This window comes from Pseudomonas graminis, assembly GCF_004364335.1.
Classification (GTDB): Bacteria; Pseudomonadota; Gammaproteobacteria; order Pseudomonadales; family Pseudomonadaceae; genus Aquipseudomonas; species Aquipseudomonas graminis_D.
Genome location: NZ_SOCR01000007.1, coordinates 282,381 through 300,970 on the forward strand (window position 1 = coordinate 282,381; position 18,590 = coordinate 300,970).

Genomic DNA, 18,590 nt, shown 5'->3' on the forward strand with positions numbered 1-18,590 from the left:
ACCGAAGTGGCAGGGAGTGTCCCGAAAGCTTACTGCCAGTCCTCGAATAGCCGGACCAATTCATCCACGACATACCTCACCTTTGGCCGCAAGTGCGACACCTTCGGCCATACCGCATGGACCTCGACTGGCTCCGGCTCATAGCCTCCCAACACCTCGACCAACCTTCCGGCTTCAATATCATCCCTGAAAAGGCAGCGTGGCATCTGACACAGACCCACGCCCGCCAAGGCAGCGAGAATCATCGCTTCCCCGTCACCGATTTGATGGGTGAACGGCGGCGAGAAGCGAACGGTTTCCTGATTCTGCGTGACCCGCCAGGAGAGCGGCTGCCCCCGTCGATGCCCAACGATGCAATGGTGGCGGTCCAGATCCTCGAGGCTGGCGGGGACGCCAAAGCGAGCCAGGTAATCCGGGGCCGCACAGATCGCCCAGCGTTGGCGCGCGAGCCGGCGGGCCACCAGGCCGCTGGTATCCTTGATATCGCCAAAGCGCACGAGCAAGTCGATGCCTTCTTCAATCGGATCGACCAGATGATCCGAAAACGTCATGTTCAGGCGCAACGACGGGTATTTTTTGGCAATCTCAAACAGCAGGGGCGCAATCACCCGCCGCCCGAATGCCACGGGAATATCCACCCGCAGTCGGCCGGAAGGTTCGCGAGTGCCGGGCCCCAAGCCACTTTCTGCCGCGCCGATTTCTTCGAGTGCGTTTGAGCAGGCGATGAAATAGGCATCGCCATCAGCGGTGAGCGAAATTCGCCGCGTGGTTCGGTGGAAGAGCTGCACCCCCAGTCTTTCTTCAAGGCGAGCGATGGACTTGCCGACGGCCGATTTCGATACGCCCAGTCGCGCAGCCGCCTCGGTGAAGCTGATCGACCGCGCGGCCGTGATGAAGGTGATAACACCTTGAAGCGAATCGATCGGAACCATGAAACCCGTCAACTGTAGAGATTATGTCTACCCACTTTATAGTTTCAGGCCGTTTATCACGAGAGTTATCTACACTAGGATGGGTGTTATCTGGTGGCCTGGAAGCTCAGGCCCGGTTTTCGATCCCCCAAGAGGAATACATCATGCCCGTCGTACGTGTTAGCTGGTTCGAAGGAAAAGAGCACGCTCAGAAAGCAACCGTCGCCGCTGAGATCACTGAAAGTATCGTAAAAAACACCGGTACCCCGGCCGAGTACATCTACGTTATTTTTGAAGACGTAGCGCCTTCCGACTGGGCCGGTGCAGGCAAGTTGTTTGGTGAAGAGCCGGCAAAGCCCTGATCTGATACAGCGCATTCAATGCATCGGCCAAGCGAGCGATGCATCCTCCCAAGGCGTGTTTTACGCCCTCGATGGAAGACATCCCCATGCATCCCTATATTTCCTGCCAGTTTTCCCTTGCCATCAAGCCCGGCGACTTTCCGGAGTTCAAGGCCCTGATTGCCCGTATCGTTGAAGCGACCAAAAAAGAGCCGGACACGCTGGTTTACGAGTACAGCGTCAACGAAGACCAAAGCGTTGCCCATATCCTCGAACGCTACAAGGTGGATTCCGTGGTCAGCCACGTAGACACGACCTTCGCCCCTTTCGGTGAGCGCTTTCTGGAGTTGTGCACCATCACCAGCCTGATCGTGTATGGCACCCCCGATGCAGAGATCCGCAAACGCCTCGATCCGTTCGGTGCGGTGTACATGACACCGTTTGACGGCTTCAGCCGCTGATCATAGTGATCTGCACCGCCCCGACTGCCAAGGCCGGGGTGGCGCCGCTCCCTCTTTCCCTCCTCAGAACCCTTCATGACCGGGACTACTTGCATCATCAAGATGCACGCCGTGCCTGGCGATTCACTCCAGCTTTCCGACTTCCCCCAACTCGATCAAGGTGTCAATCAGGCACCTGACCTTGGGCCGCAGATGTGCCGTCTTGGGCCATAGCGCGTACACGATCAAAGGCTCGGGCTCGTAGGCGCTCAGCACGCTCACCAACGCACCGGATTCAAGGTGCTCGCGTACCACGCAAAGCGGCATCTGGCACAACCCCAGCCCGGCGAGTGCAAAGTCGATCATCGCCAGCCCATCGCCCACCTGATGCGTGCCCGGCGGCACAATACGCAGTGCGTCACCCAGCTCGGCCACTCGCCAGCCCAAGGGTTGGCCACGTCGGTGGGAGACGATGCAGGCATGATCGTGCACATCAGTCAGGGTCTGCGGTGTCCCGTTGCGCCTTAGGTAGGCGGGCGCCGCACAGATGATCAAACGCTGCTGCGTCAACGGCCGCGCGATCAGGCCCTGGTGGTTGCCTGGGTCACCAAAGCGGATCACCAGGTCAACACCCTCTTCCACGGGATCGATCAGGTGATCGTTGAAGGTGAGCATGAACGACAAGCCCGGAAAACGCTGACCGATGTCGAGCATCACCGGCAGGATCAAACGCCGCCCCAGCGCGACCGGCATATCTACCCGCAACTGACCGGACGGTTCATGGGCCTTTGACGTCAGGCAGTTTTCCACGTCGCGGATTTCGTCAAGCGCGCCGCTGCACGCCGCCAGGTAGGCTTCGCCATCGGCGGTCAGTGACAGCCGCCGCGTCGTGCGGTGAAACAGCATCACCCCCAGGCGTCGCTCCAGGCGAGCAATGGCTTTCCCCACCGCGGATTTGGAAATACCCAGTCGTTCTCCGGCGTCTGTAAAACTTGCCGAACGGGCTGTGATGACAAACGTAGGGATGCCGGAGAAGCTGTCATTGAGGGACATCGATAACGCTCATTGAGGAATTAAAGGCGTAAGTCTTGGGATTTGTAGCTTGTTTATCGACTGCGGGTTCTACTTTAGCATTGTCAGCCTTCCTCACCGACACCCCAGATTTGTAGAACTCATGAAACCCATCGCAAAGAAACTGCCCATTGCCATCGCTATCGCGTTAACCGCGTCCCTCGCTACCGGGTACTGCGTGCTGGCAACGAATGCGCGCAATCAGGCGCAGGCTGCCGAACCCATCGCGGCCCCTGCCGGTCCAGCCGTCGATATCGCGACACCCGTGTCGGCGCAGATCAACGAGTACCAGACTTACTCCGGCAAACTCGAGGCGGTCGATGTCGTTGATGTGCGTCCACTGGTGTCCGGCATCATTACTGCCGTCCACTTCAAGGATGGTGCGCAGGTCAAGCGCGGCGATCCGCTCTTTACCATCGATACCCGGTTGTACCAGGCGGCCGTGGATCAGGCGCAGGCCGACGTTGCCGGCGCCGGCGCTCGCAGTGCATATGCCCGCACCGATGCGGCACGGGCCAGGCGATTGCTCTCCCAGAACGCGATGGCCCAGCGCGACCTGGACGCGGCCTTGCAGCAAGAGCTGACTGCGTCCGCCGACCTCAAGGCCGCTCAGGCACGTCTGCAAACCGCGCGCGTCAACCTGGATTACTGCCATGTCGTCGCACCGGTGAGCGGCAAGGTCTCGCGTGCCGAACTCACCCTGGGCAACGTCGTCGCCGCAGGTGCGAACGCGCCAATGTTGACGCGGATAGTGTCCATCTCGCCGATCTATGCCGCCTTTGAGGTCGACGAGCAGACCTACGTGCGTTTTCTTGGCCAACCCCATGAGAAGCCGGTGAACGTGGCGCTGGGACTGGCCAATGAAACAGCTTTCGCGCGTCAGGGGGCGGTGGACTCGATTGACAATCAGCTCAACGGCAACTCCGGCACGATCCGTGTGCGTGCGCGTTTCGACAATCCCCAGGGTTTGCTGGTACCGGGCATGTACGCCCACGTGAAGGTCAGCGCCGGACAACAGCGCCAGGCGCTGCTGATCAACGACGCGGCGGTCGGCACCGATCAGGACCGCAAATACGTGATGGTCGTCGATGCTCAAGGCCGCGTGCACCACCGCGAGGTCGCTCTGGGTGATTTGTATGAAGGGCTGAGGATTGTCGACAGCGGCCTGGACGCCAAAGACCAGATCATCGTCAGTGGCATGCAGCGCGTCCACGCCGACGAAGACGTCACCGCGCGCGTGGTGACGATGGATGTCCAGCCAGAAAACCTGTCGGCCCGCCGATAAGCCACGCGCCCTGAACCCTTGATTTGCTAAAACCCGACGCGGTCGTCAGCCCGCGCCGCCGCATCTCTATTACCAGAAGAAACCTTTCGATGAAGTTCTCCAGATTTTTCATCGATCGCCCCATCTTCGCGGCCGTGCTTTCGGTCGTGATCTTGCTGTTGGGCGTGATCGCTGCATTCAAGTTACCCATTTCCGAATATCCGGAAGTCGTGCCACCGCAAGTGCTGGTCCACGCCGAGTTCCCGGGCGCCAACCCCAAGGTGATTGCCGAAACGGTTGCCGCCCCCATTGAGGAAAAAATCAATGGCGTGGAAAAGATGTTGTACATGCAGTCCCAGGCCAACAGCGACGGGCAGATGACCACCACGGTCACCTTCCAGTTGGGCATGGACCCCAATCTTGCTCAACAGTTGGTACAAAACCGCGTATCCCAGGCGTTGCCGCGCCTGCCGGAGGCTGTGCAGAAGCTGGGCGTGACCACGATCAAGGCGTCCAGCACCATGACGCTCGCCGTGACGTTGTTCTCACCCAACGATCAGTACGACGTGGATTACCTGCACAACTACGGACTGATTCATATCCGGGATCGACTGGCGCGGATTCAAGGCGTGGGCGATGTGCAACTCAAAGGCGGTGGCGACTATTCCATGCGGGTGTGGCTTGATCCGCGCAAGCTGGCAGAGCGCCAGCTGGCGGCCTCAGATGTGGTCAGTGCGATCCAGGCCCAAAACGCGCAAGTATCGGCAGGGATGGTGGGCGCAACCCCGAGTGCCCCGGACGTGAAGATGCAGCTGGACATCAACGTCAAGGGTCGGCTGCAGTCGCCGGAAGAGTTCGAAGCCATTGTGCTGAAGACCAACGCCGACGGTGGCGTGACTTACCTGAGAGACGTGGCACGGGTTGCACTGGGTGCATCGGATTACACCCAGAGCACCCATCTCAACACCAAAGTATCGATGAGCATTTGGGTGTTTCAGCAGCCAGGTGCCAATGCGCTGCAGATTGCCGACGATGTGCGCCGTGAAATGGTGGATATCGGCAAGGACATGCCCAAGGGCGTGAGTTACGGCATCAATTACGACCCCACCCGGTTTGTCGCCTCCAGTATTGAAGCGGTGGTTCATACGTTGCTGGAAGCCATCGCCCTGGTGGTGCTGGTCGTCATTGTGTTCCTGCAGAACTGGCGAGCTGCGTTGATCCCCCTGCTGGCCGTACCGGTCGCCATCGTCGGGACCTTTTCGCTGATGCTGGCCTTCGGTTTCTCGATCAACGCGCTGTCGCTCTTCGGCATGGTGCTGGCCATCGGCATCGTGGTCGATGACGCCATCGTCGTGGTGGAGAACGTGGAGCGCAATCTGGAGCATGGGCTGAGCCCCACGGAGGCCACTTATAAAGCGATGGACGAGGTCAGTGGGCCCATTATCGCCATCTGCCTGACACTGGTGGCGGTGTTCGTGCCTCTGGGGTTCATGTCCGGCCTTACCGGTCAGTTCTACCAGCAGTTTGCGATGACCATCGCGATCTCGACCATCATCTCGGCATTCAACTCCCTGACGTTATCGCCTGCCCTTTCTGCGTTATTGCTGCGCAGCCCCCATGCGCCCAAGGACCGTCTGACGCGGGGAATGGACCGGATTCTGGGGCCTTTTTTCGGTGTGTTTAACCGGCTTTTTCAACGGGGCTCGGATGCCTACGGCAGAGGCGTCGGCGGCACCCTCAAACACAAGGGGGCCATGCTGGTTGTCTACGCCTTGTTGCTCGGGCTGGCGGTGATCATGGGCGATGTCGTGCCCGGCGGATTTGTGCCGGCTCAGGACAAGCAATATTTGATTGCCGTCGCCCAATTGCCCAATGGCGCCACCCTTGAACGCTCGGATGAAGTCTCCCAGGAAATGGGCCGCATGGCGCTCAAGGAACCTGGCGTCGGATTTACCGTCGCTCACGCAGGCCTGTCGATCAACGGTTTCACCTCCTCGTCCAGCTCGGTGGTCATGTTCCTCCCCCTGACCACTTTCGACCTGCGCTACGGGCACGGTGCAACCCTGAGTGCGGACGCCATTGCGAGTTCTTTGAACCGGAAATTCACGCATATCAAAAACGCGAAAATCTCGGTATTCTCGCCGCCACCCGTGCTCGGTCTGGGTACCCTGGGTGGTTTCAAACTGCAGCTTGAAGACCGCGGTGCACTGGGCTATCAGGCGTTGCACGACGCGACCGAAGCCTTCATCGCGGCCGCCGCCAAGGCGCCGGAACTCGGGCCGCTGTTCAGCAGCTACGACATCAATATCCCGCAGCTGGATGTGGACGTCGATAGAGTCAAGGCACAACAGCTGGGCGTGCCAGTGAATGAGGTATTCGACACCCTGCAGATTTACCTGGGTTCGCTGTACGTCAATGACATCAACCGTTTCGGCCGTGTGTATCAGGTTCGCGTTCAGGCCGATGCCCGCTACCGCGCCTTCGCCCAGGACATCGGAAAGCTGAAGGCACGCAGCCGCACGGGAGAGATGGTTCCGCTGGACGCCCTGCTGCACGTCAAAACCACTTACGGCCCGGAAATGGTTGTGCGCTATAACGGATTCACCGCGGCGGATCTCAATGGTGGACCCGCGCCTGGTTATTCCAACAACCAGGCGCAGGCGGCCATCGAGCGCATCGCCAGGGACACCCTGCCGGCGGGCATCAAGTTCGAATGGACTGACCTTGCCTATCAGCAACAACTGGCCGGCAACGCCGCGATGATGGTGTTCCCGATCTGCGTACTGCTTGTGTTCCTGGTCCTGGCGGCCCAGTACGAAAGTCTGTCGTTGCCGCTGGCCGTGATCATGATCGTGCCCATGAGCATCCTGTCGGCCTTGCTGGGTGTGTGGCTGACTGGCGGCGACAACAACATTTTCACTCAGATCGGTCTGGTGGTGCTGGTGGGACTCTCAGCCAAAAACGCGATCCTTATCGTCGAGTTTGCCCGCGAGCTGGAAATGCAAGGGCGAAGTATCGCTGACGCGGCCATCGAGGCTGCCCGTCTGCGGTTGCGGCCGATCCTGATGACGTCAATGGCCTTCATCATGGGTGTCGTCCCCATGGTGGTTGCCACCGGGCCAGGTTCGGAAATGCGCCATGCCATCGGGGTCAGCGTGTTCTTCGGCATGCTGGGGGTGACCGTCTTCGCGCTGATGCTTACCCCGCTGTTCTACGTACTTTCACGCAAGTTGTCCGGCAGCAAGCCGCTGGTTGCCGAGCATCACCGCTTCGCCGATATCGAGGCCTGATCCATCATGAACTTCGCTTCAATCAAACACTGGGCTGGCGTCTCGCTGGCCACATCCGCTCTGCTCTCGTTGTCGGCATGCTTTTCGCTGGCACCCGATTACAGCGTGCCCGACGACCAGACACCGACGGCTTACAAAGAACAGAACCTGACGCCCGTGGCGGGCTGGAAAACCGCAAGTCCGGCTGACCAGCTGCCGCGCGGGCAATGGTGGCAGGTGTTCGGCGACCCCGTGCTCAATGATCTTGAAACCCAGGCCGGGGGCGCCAACCAGAACCTTAAACAGGCAGCCGCCAGGGTTCAGGAAGCACGCGCGTACCATCAAGGCGTCGAATCCCGGGCACTGCCAAGTGTGGATGCCGGCTTCGGCCCCTCACGCGAGCGCGACTCACACAGTTCCACCGACGACGCCCAGCCAGCGACGACGTACTGGAGAGCACAAACGAACGTGGCCTATGAGGCCGACCTGTTCGGCCGAGTCAGTGACGCCATCAAGGCGTCCGGCGCCGAGGCGCAGCAAAGCGCTGCTCTTTACCAGTCCGTGCTGCTGGCGCTTCAGGCCGACGTCGCCGTCAATTACTATCAATTGAGGAGCCTGGACGCGCAGATCAAGGTATACGACGACACCCTCAAGCAGCGTAAAGATGCGTTGGCGTTCGCTCGCAGCCGTTCCGAAAGCGGGCAGGACAGCCCGCTGGACATGATGCGTGCGCAAGCGGAGCTGGCGTCCACGCAGGCTGAGTCACTGGCGCTGGCCCGTGCACGTGCGGTGAGTGAACACAGTCTTGCTGTTCTGCTGGGTCTGCCTCCGTCCAGCTTCCACTTCGCGCCTCAACCTATCCAGGCCCTCGCCTTGCAGATTCCGACCGGAGTTCCCTCTGCCCTGCTGGAGCGTCGGCCGGACATTGCCGCAGCGGAGCGCGCCATGGCGGCCGCGAATGCACGGATCGGCGTAGCCAAGGCTGCCTACTTCCCGTCGCTGTCGTTGACAGGAACCGCCGGGTTCGAGGGCAATACCCTGAGCGAGCTGTTTCAGGGATCGAGCAAAGCGTTCCTGCTTGGCCCACTGACCGGCACCATGCTGCACCTGCCGTTGTTCGATGGCGGCAAACGCAACGCCGATCTGAAAAATGCCCGCGCCGCGTATCAGGAGCAGGTCGCTCATTATCGGCAGACCGTGCTCGACGCACTGCTTGAGGTTGAGGACAACCTGGCCGGTGTTCGTCTTTTAGAGCAGCAGGCACAGGCAGAGACCCAAGCCGTCGATGCGTCCCGGGGGGCGAGCAGCATCACCCAGGCGCAGTTTCACGAAGGCGCGCGGGACTACCTGAGCGTACTGGATGCCAACCGCAGCACCTTACAAGCCCAACGCAATCTCGCCAGCCTGTACGGCGAACAGTCCATAGCCACGGTTCGGTTGATTCGAGCGCTCGGCGGTGGATGGGGCAACACGACCAGCGGGGCGACCGCTGTGCGGTAAATCACAAAACCTCGAGGGCCTCACCGGCTAACCAACGGTAAACCCAGGCCGATGGATTCAAGTAACTGCGCGATGGTCTGCGAGATATGACGGACCACCGGGTCGCCGCGACTGTCCGGGTGCATGGCGACCCAGATGTCGAGATCAAGCATGGGGAAGCTGCTCTGAAGCCTGACAAGGCGTGGATCGGGATCCGCGAGAAAACACGGTAATCCTGCCACGCCGATACCCGTGCAAGCGGCCTCATATTGATGGCTCAAATCCGACAGTTCGCAGGCCACGCGCTTTGCGCCTATGACGTCGTACAGCCAGCGTTTGTGGGCGAAGTCGGTTTGACGTTCGGTATAGCCAACGAACGCCCACTGCTGTGGATCGTCTACGCAGGGATAATCGCGTCCGGCGTACAGCGCGAACCGCATCTGGCCTACCTTCTTGATGATATCCGTGTCTTCGATCGGTAGCGCCAACCGCAACGCCAGGTCCGCCTCAAGGCGCGATAGCGACGCCACATGGGACTCGCTGAGAATGCTCAACTGCACAAGCGGGTGCAGACGTGCCAGCGCGGCGAGATGGGGGGCCAGGAAGTGGCGGGCCAGTATCGGCGGGGCCGTAATGGAGACCTTTGTCCTCACGGCTGTGCTGGATGCCAGACACTTGCGCTCGATGGCAAAGGACTTCGCTTCTATGTCCAAGGCATCCTGCAGTATCTGTTGCCCCATCGCTGTCAGGCGGGACTCGCGGGGCAGCCTGTCCACCAGCCGAACATTGAGTTGCGCTTCCAGCGAGGCCAGACGTCGACTGACGGTGGCCTGATTGACGCCCAGTACCCGTGCCGCCCCCGACAAGCTGCCCGACCGTGCGATGGTTAAAAAGAATTGAAGGTCTTCCCAGTTCATGAGCCATGCACATATGCATTGAATGTCTGCGGATTCTAGTATTTACGCATGGGCTGTCAAACGCTACTTTCCAGCCACCGCCTCAGCATTGGGACGATACACCTATGTCAAAAACCACCTCTCTGGCGGCGATTCAAATCGCAGCCTGCCTCGGATTTCTTGTGGTCCAGCTGGACGTCAGCGTGGTGAACGTCGGTTTAGGCGCACTGAAAACGGCTTTCGACACCAACCTCACTGGCTTGCAATGGGTCATCAACAGCTACGCGCTGGCGTTCTCCGCCCTGCTGATTCTCGGCGGCGCCTGGGGCGACAAGTTCGGCGCCAAGACCGTCTTCGCGTCGGGGTTCGCGATTTTCACACTCGCCTCGATTGGCTGCGGCCTGTCCAACAGCATGAGCATGCTCATCGGCATGCGGATCGTTCAGGGCGTCGGCGCGGCTCTGTTGGTCCCGACGTCCCTGACACTGATACGGCTAGCGTTCGAAGACCCTGATAAACGCAGGTCTGCTGTGGCGATCTGGGGTGCCTGTGGCGGTATTGCCTTGGCGGCCGGGCCGGTGATGGGTGGGCTGTTGATCGAGTATCTGGGCTGGCGCAGCGTTTTTTGGGTCAACGTACCCATCGGCGTGCTGGCGATCGGGCTTGTCATGCGCTATGCCCCGACATCCCCGCGCATTGAACAGAAAGTCGATGTGCCGGGACAGATCACCATCGCCCTTTGTCTGGCGTCATTGACCTACGCACTGACCGAGCTGAGCGCCAAGGGCTGGGGTACCGAAACGGTCTCGGTCATGGGCATCGCCGTGGCGTGCGCCATTGCATTCGTGGCGATCGAGCGCCGGATAAAACACCCTCTGTTGCCAAGCCGCCTGGCCAGCAACAGGGTATTGGCGACAACCGCACTGGCAGGATCGGCCATCAACCTCACGTTCTATGGGACGGTGTTCGTCTTCAGCATCTACTTCCAATCGTTTCTGCACTATGACGCGTTCAGAACGGGCCTTGCATTCATACCGCTGACGGCAGTGCTGACCGTCTCCACCATGGTCTCGTCACACATTGCCAAACGGGTCAGTGCGACGCGCATCATCACCACCGGTTTTCTGGTTCAGGTCGTGGGGTTTCTGGCGCTGTCCAGGGTCACCCCAGACTCTTCGCTCTGGTACCTGAACATCGCCCTGATGGTGGTGGGTATTGGCAGCGCAGCCTCGGTGCCCTCCATCACCAACTCCATGTTGTCAGCTGTCTCCAAGGAGGATGCGGGCATGGCATCAGGCTTGATGGCATCGGCACGGCAGTTGGGAGGGGTCGTCGGCGTCGCGGTCTTCGGGGCGATGATCACCAGCACCGAACCTGCCGCTTTTTCTCACGGTTTGTCCGGGGCGATGGTCGTCTGTGCGCTGGCGCTGCTGCTCTGTCTCGGCGTGAGCCACTGGGTCACTCGCTCGTCCCGACTGCCGGTCGCCACGTGAATAAACAACCAAACGACAATCTATTTGCCTCTACAGGAGTCCCCTATGAGCAAGCCCACCCTCTCCAATAACACCATCAGTTCCAAGATTGAGATCGAGTATCCGGATTTTTCAAAACTGCCCGATCCGGTCAGAGAAAAGTTTGAAAACCTGCCAACGAAAGTTAATTTCTTTCGGATGCTGGGTTACAGCGCCGGGGCGTTTATTCCCGTCATTGATTTGACCAACGCGATATTCAGGGACCTGACGATCTCCGATTACCATAAAGAGTTGCTGGTGTTGCTGCTGGCTGCCCACGAAAACGTTGCTTATGAATGGGAGCAGCATATTTCCATCGCTCAGGTGGCGGGTGTTCGCCCGGAGCAGTTCGTCGCCATTGCAGAAGGCCGCCTCGATGATACCGTCGCGTTCAAAGAAGACGAGCGCGTTCTGCTTCGGTTCGGACAAGCCATTATTGACAAGGGCAAGGCACCCGGTGTGCTGTTCAAGCATGCACAGCAGCACTTCTCGCTTCAGGAATTGAGCGACGCAGTCATCGTCATCGGTTACTACCGGATGGTGTCTGGCTATCTCCAGACCTTCAACATCGAGATTGATGCGCAGCAGGATGGCAGCTGGATCAAGGGTTGAGACTGATGCCCGCCTGCTTGCTGGCTGGCCCAGGGGTCGATGGCAGTGCCATCGACCCTGCAAGGCCCTTTCGCCAGTCGGCGTCAGCCGTTCATATCAAACAATGTCGTCAACCACACCACCGTCAACCCGCAGCGCTGCGCCTGTCGTGGCGGACGCCTGAGGTGAACAGACGTAGACGATCATGTTGGCGACTTCTTCAACCGTTGCCGCCCGTTGGATGATCGAGCTTGGCCGGTGCTCCTGGATGAACGCCTTGGCAACCTCGTCAAGGGATTTGCCAGTCCGCTCCACTTCGCTTTGCATCATGCCTGCAACCCCGTCGGACAAGGTCGGGCCCGGCAGCACACTGTTGACGGTCACACCGCTGCCCGCGACCCGCTTTGCCAGGCCGCGCGCCAACGCCAGCTGTGCGGTTTTGGAGACGCCGTAGTGAATCATGTCCGCCGGGATGTTGCGTGCAGACTCAGAGGACACGAACACCACCCTGCCCCAGTGCTTGTCCACCATCGCCGGCAACAATGCGCGGCTCAGACGCACACCGGACATGACGTTGGTCTGCCAGTAGTTGTCCCAGACATCGTCGTCGGTTTCGAAAAAATCCTGAGTGCCGTAGATGCCGGCATTGTTAACCAGAACGTCGATCTGCCCCGCACCCTGCACCAGTGTCTGAACGCCGCCCGGCGAGCCGAGATCTGCAGCCACACCGGAGATGGTGGCCCCCGGAACAGCGTTTGACAGTCTGGCGACGGCATCATTGACCGAGCCCTCGCTGCGGCCATTGATCACCACTTCTGCACCGGCCTCGGCGAGCCCTTTGGCAATCGCGAAACCGATCCCACTGGTGGAGGCAGTCACCAGCGCGCGCTTGGTATTCAATTCGATTTTCATCATGTCTCCATCGATGGTGGGCGGGCATAGCCCCGATTGGGACTTCTACAGACTGTAGAAGCAATCGATCACTGTAGAGCGTTAAGCCAGCGGGATAAATGTCGATTCGGGAGAGGGATTAACAACCACAGGTTTCAAAATACCTCCGGGTTCACCGCTTCCTTGCCGAATGTGTTCAGCGCGAAATCCAGAAAACTGCGCAGCTTGGGCGTGAGCCGTCGATCGGGCGCGTAGAGAATATGCAGGGGGCGAGAGGGAATAGGGTAAGTCGGCAGCAGTGGCACAAGGTCGCCTCGCAGTAACGATGCCCGTACCAGTTCCACCGGTTGCAACAACACGCCCAGACCTGCCAGCGCAGCACACAGAAGCGGCTCGCCATGATCGGCCATCAAACGACTGTTCACCGGCACGATCACTTTGCCCTCCGGCCCGTCGAACGTCCAATGGGTGCGTAACTCGGTGTGGGAAAACCCCAGGCACTCGTGGTCCTGCAGGTCCCATGGCGTATGTATGGCGGGTTTGCCGCGCAGGTACGATGGCGCCGCGCACAGCATCAGTTGATAAGGGGCCAGGGGACGCGCAATCAGGCCACTGTCGGACAACTGGCCGACCCTGAACACAACGTCAAAGCCCTCGTCGATCACATCAACGGCACGATTGGCCAGCGTCAATTCGACGCTGATCATGGGATTGGCCCTCATGAAATCAGGCAGTCGAGGTGCCAGAGACTGCATGCCGAAACTGACCGGCGCGTTGACCCGCAGCTGGCCGCTAGGCGTGGCCTGCATCTCGGCGGCCATATTTTCGGCGCTCTCTACCTCCGCAAGAATGATCTTGCAGCGTTCGTAAAACGTGCGACCAAAGTCGGTCAGGCTCTGGCGTCTGGTCGTGCGATGGAGCAACCGCATCCCCAGATGGTGCTCCAGGTGCAGGACATGTTTGCCGACCATCTGCGCAGACATCTGCAGCGAATCTCCGGCAGCGCTGAACGAGCCCATCTCAACTGCCTTGACGAACGTCGCCATACTGCTTAGCCGATCCATTGAAAATGATCCGTTTCGAATGTGACGCCATTTTCAGTATTTATCACCCTGCACCACAAGCCCTATTCTGGCCGCACCTATTCTTCCCAAGGATGAAACCAGGCAGTACATGATCATCAACCCCACAGATTGGTGTGATACGTCGGTATTCATCTTCAAACGACTGCAGGCACTTCTTCTTGAAATACCCATTGAACGCCGTACCGCTTAACACCCTCCTGGGCGAGGACTTTTTCTTTCCCCACGAAATCATTGGTCAGCCCTTCCGCACCTCAGACTTCGACGACCTGACCGTCAGCAGCTTTATCACCCGCGATGGGGTCAATCTCGCGTATTGGGAAGCAGGGCAAGGACAGCCGCTGATTTTCATCCCGGGCTGGTCTGCCAATGGCGCCATGTACTTTCACCTGATGCATATCCTGAGCAAGCATTATCGGGTTTACGTGCTGGACGTGAGGAATCAGGGCCTTTCAGAAAGGGTCAACTCGGGCAATCGAATTTCCCGGTTTGCGATGGACGTGAAAGAGTTTGCGGATCACCTGGGGCTTTCCGAGGCTCACTATTGCGGCTGGTCGATGGGCGCCTCGGTCATGTGGGCTTACATCGACCTGTTCGGGACTCAAGGGATCCGGACGCTGAGCATCATCGATCAGGCGCCTTCGGTGTATTGCCATGCCGACTGGAGCGAGGAGGAACGTGTCCAGGCTGGCGCGTTCACCACCTCGCCCGAGCGCATGATCGCCTCCTATACACAGGGCACCGCCACCAACATGCTCGTCTCCGGAAGCCGGGTGCTGGAACGTGCCATGGCCATGGAATCGCCCTACTTTCATAACGTCATCAGTCTGGTGCAGGCGGCGGTGAACGATGACATGGCCTTCACCGGGCAGGTGCTGTTCGATCACGCCACCAATGACTGGAGGGATGTGATCCGCACCAAGATCAACGTGCCGACGGCTGTCTTTACCGGCGCGTACAGCGACTGGCTGGAGAGCCAACGCTGGATGAGTTCGGTGATCCCGGATTCGGTGCTGCAGGTGTACACAAAGGAAGAGCACGGAGATCACTTCCTGGCTTTCAAAAATCCGCAAAAATTTGCGGCGGATCTGCGCAGCTTTATCGAGCGATAGGCCGCTCCCCAAGACCACTTGACCCTGGGCGTCAGGGTCAACGGTTACCGGCCAGTAAAGGTCATGAGGGCGCGCATTGCCGTGTCACTCCCACGATGGCTTAGCGAATCGCTGCGCCAGAAACGCAATCAGCGCACGCACCTTGGCGGGTAGATGTTTACGCGTCGGGTAGACCGCATAGATACCCAACTCGACCGAGCGAAACCGAGGCAGGATTTCGATCAGATCGCCTCGACGCAAATCCTCCGCCACCATAAAGCTCGGCTGCAGGGACACGCCTCCGCCGGCCAAGGTAATGGCCCGACAGGTATCCCCGTTATTGCACCGCACCACTGAACGGGTGATGACGGTTTCCAGGCCGTGGGGCCCCTCGAATTGCCATTCATTGCCGCTGGCAAAGTTGCTGTAGGCGACGGTCCCGTGCTCCGCCACATCTGACAATTCGCGGATGGGCGCATGGCTGCTCAAGTAGGCCGGCGACGCGCACAGACACATCCGGGTGCCGGCCAGCCGTCTGCCGACCAGTGAGGAGTTTTCCAGGCGTGCGATACGCACCGCGAGATCAATGCCTTCATCGACAAGGTCCACCAGACGATCGCTCAAACTGATCTCCAATTCGACCCTCGGGTAGGCCTTCATGAAGTCGGCCCAGACCGGCGCCAGGTGCAAGACGCCAAAACTGACGGGGGCATTCACCCGTAGCACGCCGCTGGCTTCTGGCGAAGCAGACGAAACCGCGTCCTCAGCCTCGTCCATCATCAACAGGACTTCTCGCGCCTGGAGATAGAACTGACGGCCCTCGTCCGTCAACGAAAGCCGCCGGGTCGTGCGGTGCAACAGCCTTGCGCCCAGCCGTTCTTCGAGCCCGCTCACGTAACGCGAGATAGCCGCCTTGGACATGCCCAGCGGCTCGGCGGCCCCGACAAAACTGCCTTTATCGACAACCGTGCAGAAGACCTGCATTTCCAGCGCCCGATCCATGATTGTCTCACTCAGTGGAACTATTCATCGCATTTGGCCCGATTTATCCCAGCCAGGCAACCTATAAACTGAGCCCATCGAAACGCAACTCAACTCAAGACGAGGCACTTATGAAAATTACATTGATTGGTACCGGCAACATGGGTTCGGCCTTTGCGAAACAGCTTTCCGCTGCAGGCCACACCGTTCGGGTCACTGGACGTGACATTGGCAAGGCACAGGCCCTGGCTGATCAGTTCGCCAATGTCAGCGCCCACACCGCATCTGAAGCACTGAACGACAGCGACGTGGTTGTCCTCGCAACCGCTTACCCGGATGCCGCTGCAGCGCTGCAAAGCCTGGGCGATCTGACCGGCAAAGTCATCATCGACATCACCAACCCCCTGAGCGCCGACTTCATGTCGCTGACGGTTGGCCACGTGACCAGCGCCTCGGAAGAGATCGCCAAGTCCGTGCCACAGGCCCATGTCGTGAAAGCGTTCAACACCCTGTTCGCCCAAGTGCTGGCCGACGGCCCCACGTTCGCCAACGACCAGACCGGCAGCGTGTTCGTCGCCAGTGACAGCGAGCGGGCCAAGCAGACGGCCATCGCATTGGCCCGCAGCCTGGGCTGGAACACGGTGGATGCCGGTGGTCTGGTCAACGCTCGCTACCTGGAGCCTTTGGCAGGGCTGAACATTTATCTGGGCTATGGCGCAGGTCTGGGCACCACCGTCGCCCCGGTCTGGCTGAGCAAGTAATACCCACGTCACCAAACAGGAGTCGTCATGAACACCTTATTTCCACTGCTCTTTGTGTCTCATGGCGCTCCCTCGTTCGCCATGGAACCTGGCCTGGCAGGCAAGAACCTCACTGCGCTCGGTCAAGCAATGCCGCGACCTGACGCCATCGTGATCCTTTCTCCGCACTGGATGACCCGCGATCACGTCAGTGTCACCGCAAGTACTTTTCCAAAGACCATTCACGACTTCGGGGGCTTTCCCGACGCGCTATATGAGTTGTCCTACCCGGCACCGGGCGCGCCGGAATTGGCTAGCCAGATCGTGCAACTGTTGCAGACCGCCGGCTGGGACTCGCGGCTGGACGCGAACCGTGGGCTCGATCATGGCGCCTGGGTACCGCTGCGCTACCTGGCGCCAGGCGCCGATATACCGGTGGTTCAGGTCTCGATGCCCGCAGCACTCGACACACGTAGCGCCTGGAAACTGGGCGAAGCCCTCAAGCCGCTGCGCGAGATGAATGTATTGATCGTCGCGTCGGGCAGCCTGACCCATAACTTGTACGAATTCCGTGGGGCAACACCCCATGGGGCCGATTACGTCAAACAGTTTGCAGCCTGGACGGCCCAGACCCTGCAAGCGCGAAACATCGACCAGCTGCTTGATTTCAAGCAGTACGCGCCTTTCGCCGAGCGCGCGCATCCGACCGACGAGCACTTTCTGCCGCTGTTCATAGCGCTGGGTGCCGCCGGCGAAAGTTATCAGACGCAGGTTCTGGAGGGGGGCATTACCCACGGGGTATTGGCCATGGACAGCTACCTGTTCACCTCACGCGGTAACGAGGCGTCGAAATCCGTTCAACCTTTAGAAGGCGTGGCATAACCCTATGCAGACCATCAATTTTTCAGACCCGGCACGCGAGCCTGAATCGGGTATTTTTTTCCGCAAGACGTGCGCCAGCTCAAACCCGAAAGGACGTTTGTTGCTGCTGCATGGCGTGGGCTCGAACGAAGCCAATCTGGCAAGTCTTGCGACTTCCCTTCCTGACGACATCGAAATCCTGTTGCTGCGCGGCCCTTTGCAGCTTGGCCCCCAGGGGTTTGCCTGGTACCAGGTCAATTTCACCAGCAATGGCCCCTCGTTCAACCAGCAGCAGGCCGAAGCGAGCCGACAGCTGTTGATCCGGTTCATCGAGGCGCTGCCACCGCTGCCCACCGTGATTGCAGGTTTCAGTCAGGGCGGAATCATGAGTTCCAGCGTTGGCGTCACGCAGCCGGAACTGGTGGCGGGTTTTGCCCTGCTGAGCGGAAGGATGCTGCGGGAAATCGAACCGCTGATCGCTGCGCCAGAGCGGCTGAAAACGGTCTCTGCCTTCATCGCGCACGGGCAGCAGGACAACGTCCTGCCGGTTGATTGGGCCCACGAAGCCGATGCATGGCTAAGCCGGATTGGCGTGGCACACCAGACGCATTTCTACGACATGGCTCACGAAATCGTCCCGCAAGAACTGGCTGATTTTTCCCGGTGGCTGACCCAGACACTCTCGCTTTCCAACTGACAACGACCCATCAAAAAAGGACTTCATCATGATTGATTCACGCACTGCCCCTTACGCAGCACTGATTATGCGCCTGGCCTTGGGCATCATGTTTCTCGCCCATGGCCTGACCAAAGTATTGGTCTTCACGCCGGCGGGCACCGTAGGCTTTTTCGAGTCCATCGGCTTCCCCGGCTTCCTGGCTTACCCCGTCATGGCGTTTGAAGTGATCGGCGGCTTGATGTTGATAATCGGCGTGTATACCCGCCTGGTGGCAGCACTGGCTGTTGTTCAGTTGTTTGTCGCAGCGACCGTGCATTTCGCCAACGGCTGGAGCTTCACCAACCCGAATGGCGGCTGGGAATACCCGATCTATCTGGCTGTCACGGCGCTGGTCGTAGCGCTGCTCGGCGAAGGTGCCTTCGCTGCAAAGCCGTCCAGGGCCTGACCAACCCGATGCAGTTGCGCACCGGAGTGCTGCAGCTGCATCGCAAC

Annotated in this window: 18 protein-coding genes; 12 read left to right on the forward strand and 6 right to left on the reverse strand. The window is 59.6% G+C overall.

Annotated elements, in window-relative coordinates:
• Positions 1 to 29: 29 nt before the first annotated feature.
• Positions 30 to 932 (reverse strand): LysR family transcriptional regulator, encoded by a 903-nt coding sequence (locus tag EC919_RS15305; RefSeq protein ID WP_133775276.1) that lies wholly within the window; start codon positions 930 to 932, stop codon positions 30 to 32.
• 143 nt (positions 933 to 1,075) lie between these two features.
• Between EC919_RS15305 and EC919_RS15310 the strand changes: the two genes are divergently transcribed.
• Together EC919_RS15310 and EC919_RS15315 are read left to right on the forward strand one after the other, a co-directional pair.
• On the forward strand, positions 1,076 to 1,273 hold the full coding sequence (locus EC919_RS15310) for a tautomerase family protein (RefSeq protein WP_166650554.1): 198 nt from the start codon (positions 1,076 to 1,078) through the stop codon (positions 1,271 to 1,273).
• 86 nt (positions 1,274 to 1,359) lie between these two features.
• Positions 1,360 to 1,713, forward strand: coding sequence for a putative quinol monooxygenase (locus tag EC919_RS15315; RefSeq protein ID WP_166650555.1), 354 nt, complete (start codon positions 1,360 to 1,362; stop codon positions 1,711 to 1,713).
• 123 nt (positions 1,714 to 1,836) lie between these two features.
• Here EC919_RS15315 and EC919_RS15320 read toward each other — a convergent pair whose 3' ends face one another.
• Positions 1,837 to 2,745 (reverse strand): LysR family transcriptional regulator, encoded by a 909-nt coding sequence (locus EC919_RS15320; protein ID WP_133775277.1) that lies wholly within the window; start codon positions 2,743 to 2,745, stop codon positions 1,837 to 1,839.
• A gap of 121 nt (positions 2,746 to 2,866) precedes the next feature.
• Here EC919_RS15320 and EC919_RS15325 point away from each other — a divergent pair, with 121 nt between their 5' ends.
• From EC919_RS15325 to EC919_RS15335, 3 genes are all read left to right on the forward strand, one after another.
• The gene (locus EC919_RS15325) at positions 2,867 to 4,048 is read left to right on the forward strand and encodes an efflux RND transporter periplasmic adaptor subunit (RefSeq protein ID WP_133775278.1); all 1,182 of its coding nucleotides are present in this window, start codon (positions 2,867 to 2,869) and stop codon (positions 4,046 to 4,048) included.
• 89 nt (positions 4,049 to 4,137) lie between these two features.
• On the forward strand, positions 4,138 to 7,317 hold the full coding sequence (locus tag EC919_RS15330) for an efflux RND transporter permease subunit (protein WP_133775279.1): 3,180 nt from the start codon (positions 4,138 to 4,140) through the stop codon (positions 7,315 to 7,317).
• 6 nt (positions 7,318 to 7,323) lie between these two features.
• Positions 7,324 to 8,796 carry an efflux transporter outer membrane subunit gene (locus EC919_RS15335; RefSeq protein WP_133775280.1) on the forward strand — a complete coding sequence of 491 codons (1,473 nt, stop codon included), beginning with the start codon at positions 7,324 to 7,326 and terminating at the stop codon, positions 8,794 to 8,796.
• A gap of 20 nt (positions 8,797 to 8,816) precedes the next feature.
• Here the strand turns inward: EC919_RS15335 and EC919_RS15340 are convergent, their stop codons facing one another.
• On the reverse strand, positions 8,817 to 9,692 hold the full coding sequence (locus EC919_RS15340) for a LysR family transcriptional regulator (RefSeq protein ID WP_133775281.1): 876 nt from the start codon (positions 9,690 to 9,692) through the stop codon (positions 8,817 to 8,819).
• Between the two features lie 104 nt (positions 9,693 to 9,796).
• Here EC919_RS15340 and EC919_RS15345 point away from each other — a divergent pair, with 104 nt between their 5' ends.
• Positions 9,797 to 11,164 (forward strand): MFS transporter, encoded by a 1,368-nt coding sequence (locus tag EC919_RS15345; protein ID WP_133775282.1) that lies wholly within the window; start codon positions 9,797 to 9,799, stop codon positions 11,162 to 11,164.
• 45 nt (positions 11,165 to 11,209) lie between these two features.
• On the forward strand, positions 11,210 to 11,794 hold the full coding sequence (locus tag EC919_RS15350) for a carboxymuconolactone decarboxylase family protein (protein ID WP_133775283.1): 585 nt from the start codon (positions 11,210 to 11,212) through the stop codon (positions 11,792 to 11,794).
• 96 nt (positions 11,795 to 11,890) lie between these two features.
• Here EC919_RS15350 and EC919_RS15355 read toward each other — a convergent pair whose 3' ends face one another.
• A complete protein-coding gene (locus EC919_RS15355) occupies positions 11,891 to 12,685 on the reverse strand; it encodes an SDR family NAD(P)-dependent oxidoreductase (RefSeq protein ID WP_133775284.1) in 795 nt (264 codons plus the stop codon).
• A gap of 134 nt (positions 12,686 to 12,819) precedes the next feature.
• Positions 12,820 to 13,728 (reverse strand): LysR family transcriptional regulator, encoded by a 909-nt coding sequence (locus EC919_RS15360; protein ID WP_133775285.1) that lies wholly within the window; start codon positions 13,726 to 13,728, stop codon positions 12,820 to 12,822.
• A gap of 179 nt (positions 13,729 to 13,907) precedes the next feature.
• Here EC919_RS15360 and EC919_RS15365 point away from each other — a divergent pair, with 179 nt between their 5' ends.
• Positions 13,908 to 14,858, forward strand: a complete 951-nt coding sequence (locus tag EC919_RS15365) for an alpha/beta fold hydrolase (RefSeq protein WP_133775286.1) — start codon at positions 13,908 to 13,910, stop codon at positions 14,856 to 14,858.
• Positions 14,859 to 14,942: 84 nt separating this feature from the next.
• Here EC919_RS15365 and EC919_RS15370 read toward each other — a convergent pair whose 3' ends face one another.
• The gene (locus tag EC919_RS15370; RefSeq protein WP_133775287.1) at positions 14,943 to 15,839 is read right to left on the reverse strand and encodes a LysR family transcriptional regulator; all 897 of its coding nucleotides are present in this window, start codon (positions 15,837 to 15,839) and stop codon (positions 14,943 to 14,945) included.
• Between the two features lie 68 nt (positions 15,840 to 15,907).
• Here EC919_RS15370 and EC919_RS15375 point away from each other — a divergent pair, with 68 nt between their 5' ends.
• From EC919_RS15375 to EC919_RS15390, 4 genes are read left to right on the forward strand one after another with little or no spacing between them, the layout of a single operon-like run.
• Positions 15,908 to 16,579 (forward strand): NADPH-dependent F420 reductase, encoded by a 672-nt coding sequence (locus tag EC919_RS15375; RefSeq protein ID WP_347876985.1) that lies wholly within the window; start codon positions 15,908 to 15,910, stop codon positions 16,577 to 16,579.
• A gap of 27 nt (positions 16,580 to 16,606) precedes the next feature.
• Positions 16,607 to 17,440, forward strand: coding sequence for a DODA-type extradiol aromatic ring-opening family dioxygenase (locus EC919_RS15380; protein ID WP_133775289.1), 834 nt, complete (start codon positions 16,607 to 16,609; stop codon positions 17,438 to 17,440).
• Positions 17,441 to 17,444: 4 nt separating this feature from the next.
• Positions 17,445 to 18,116, forward strand: coding sequence for an alpha/beta hydrolase (locus EC919_RS15385; protein ID WP_133775290.1), 672 nt, complete (start codon positions 17,445 to 17,447; stop codon positions 18,114 to 18,116).
• A gap of 28 nt (positions 18,117 to 18,144) precedes the next feature.
• Entirely contained in the window at positions 18,145 to 18,543 is a 399-nt protein-coding gene (locus tag EC919_RS15390) for a DoxX family protein (protein WP_133775291.1), read from the forward strand.
• Positions 18,544 to 18,590 lie beyond the last annotated feature (47 nt).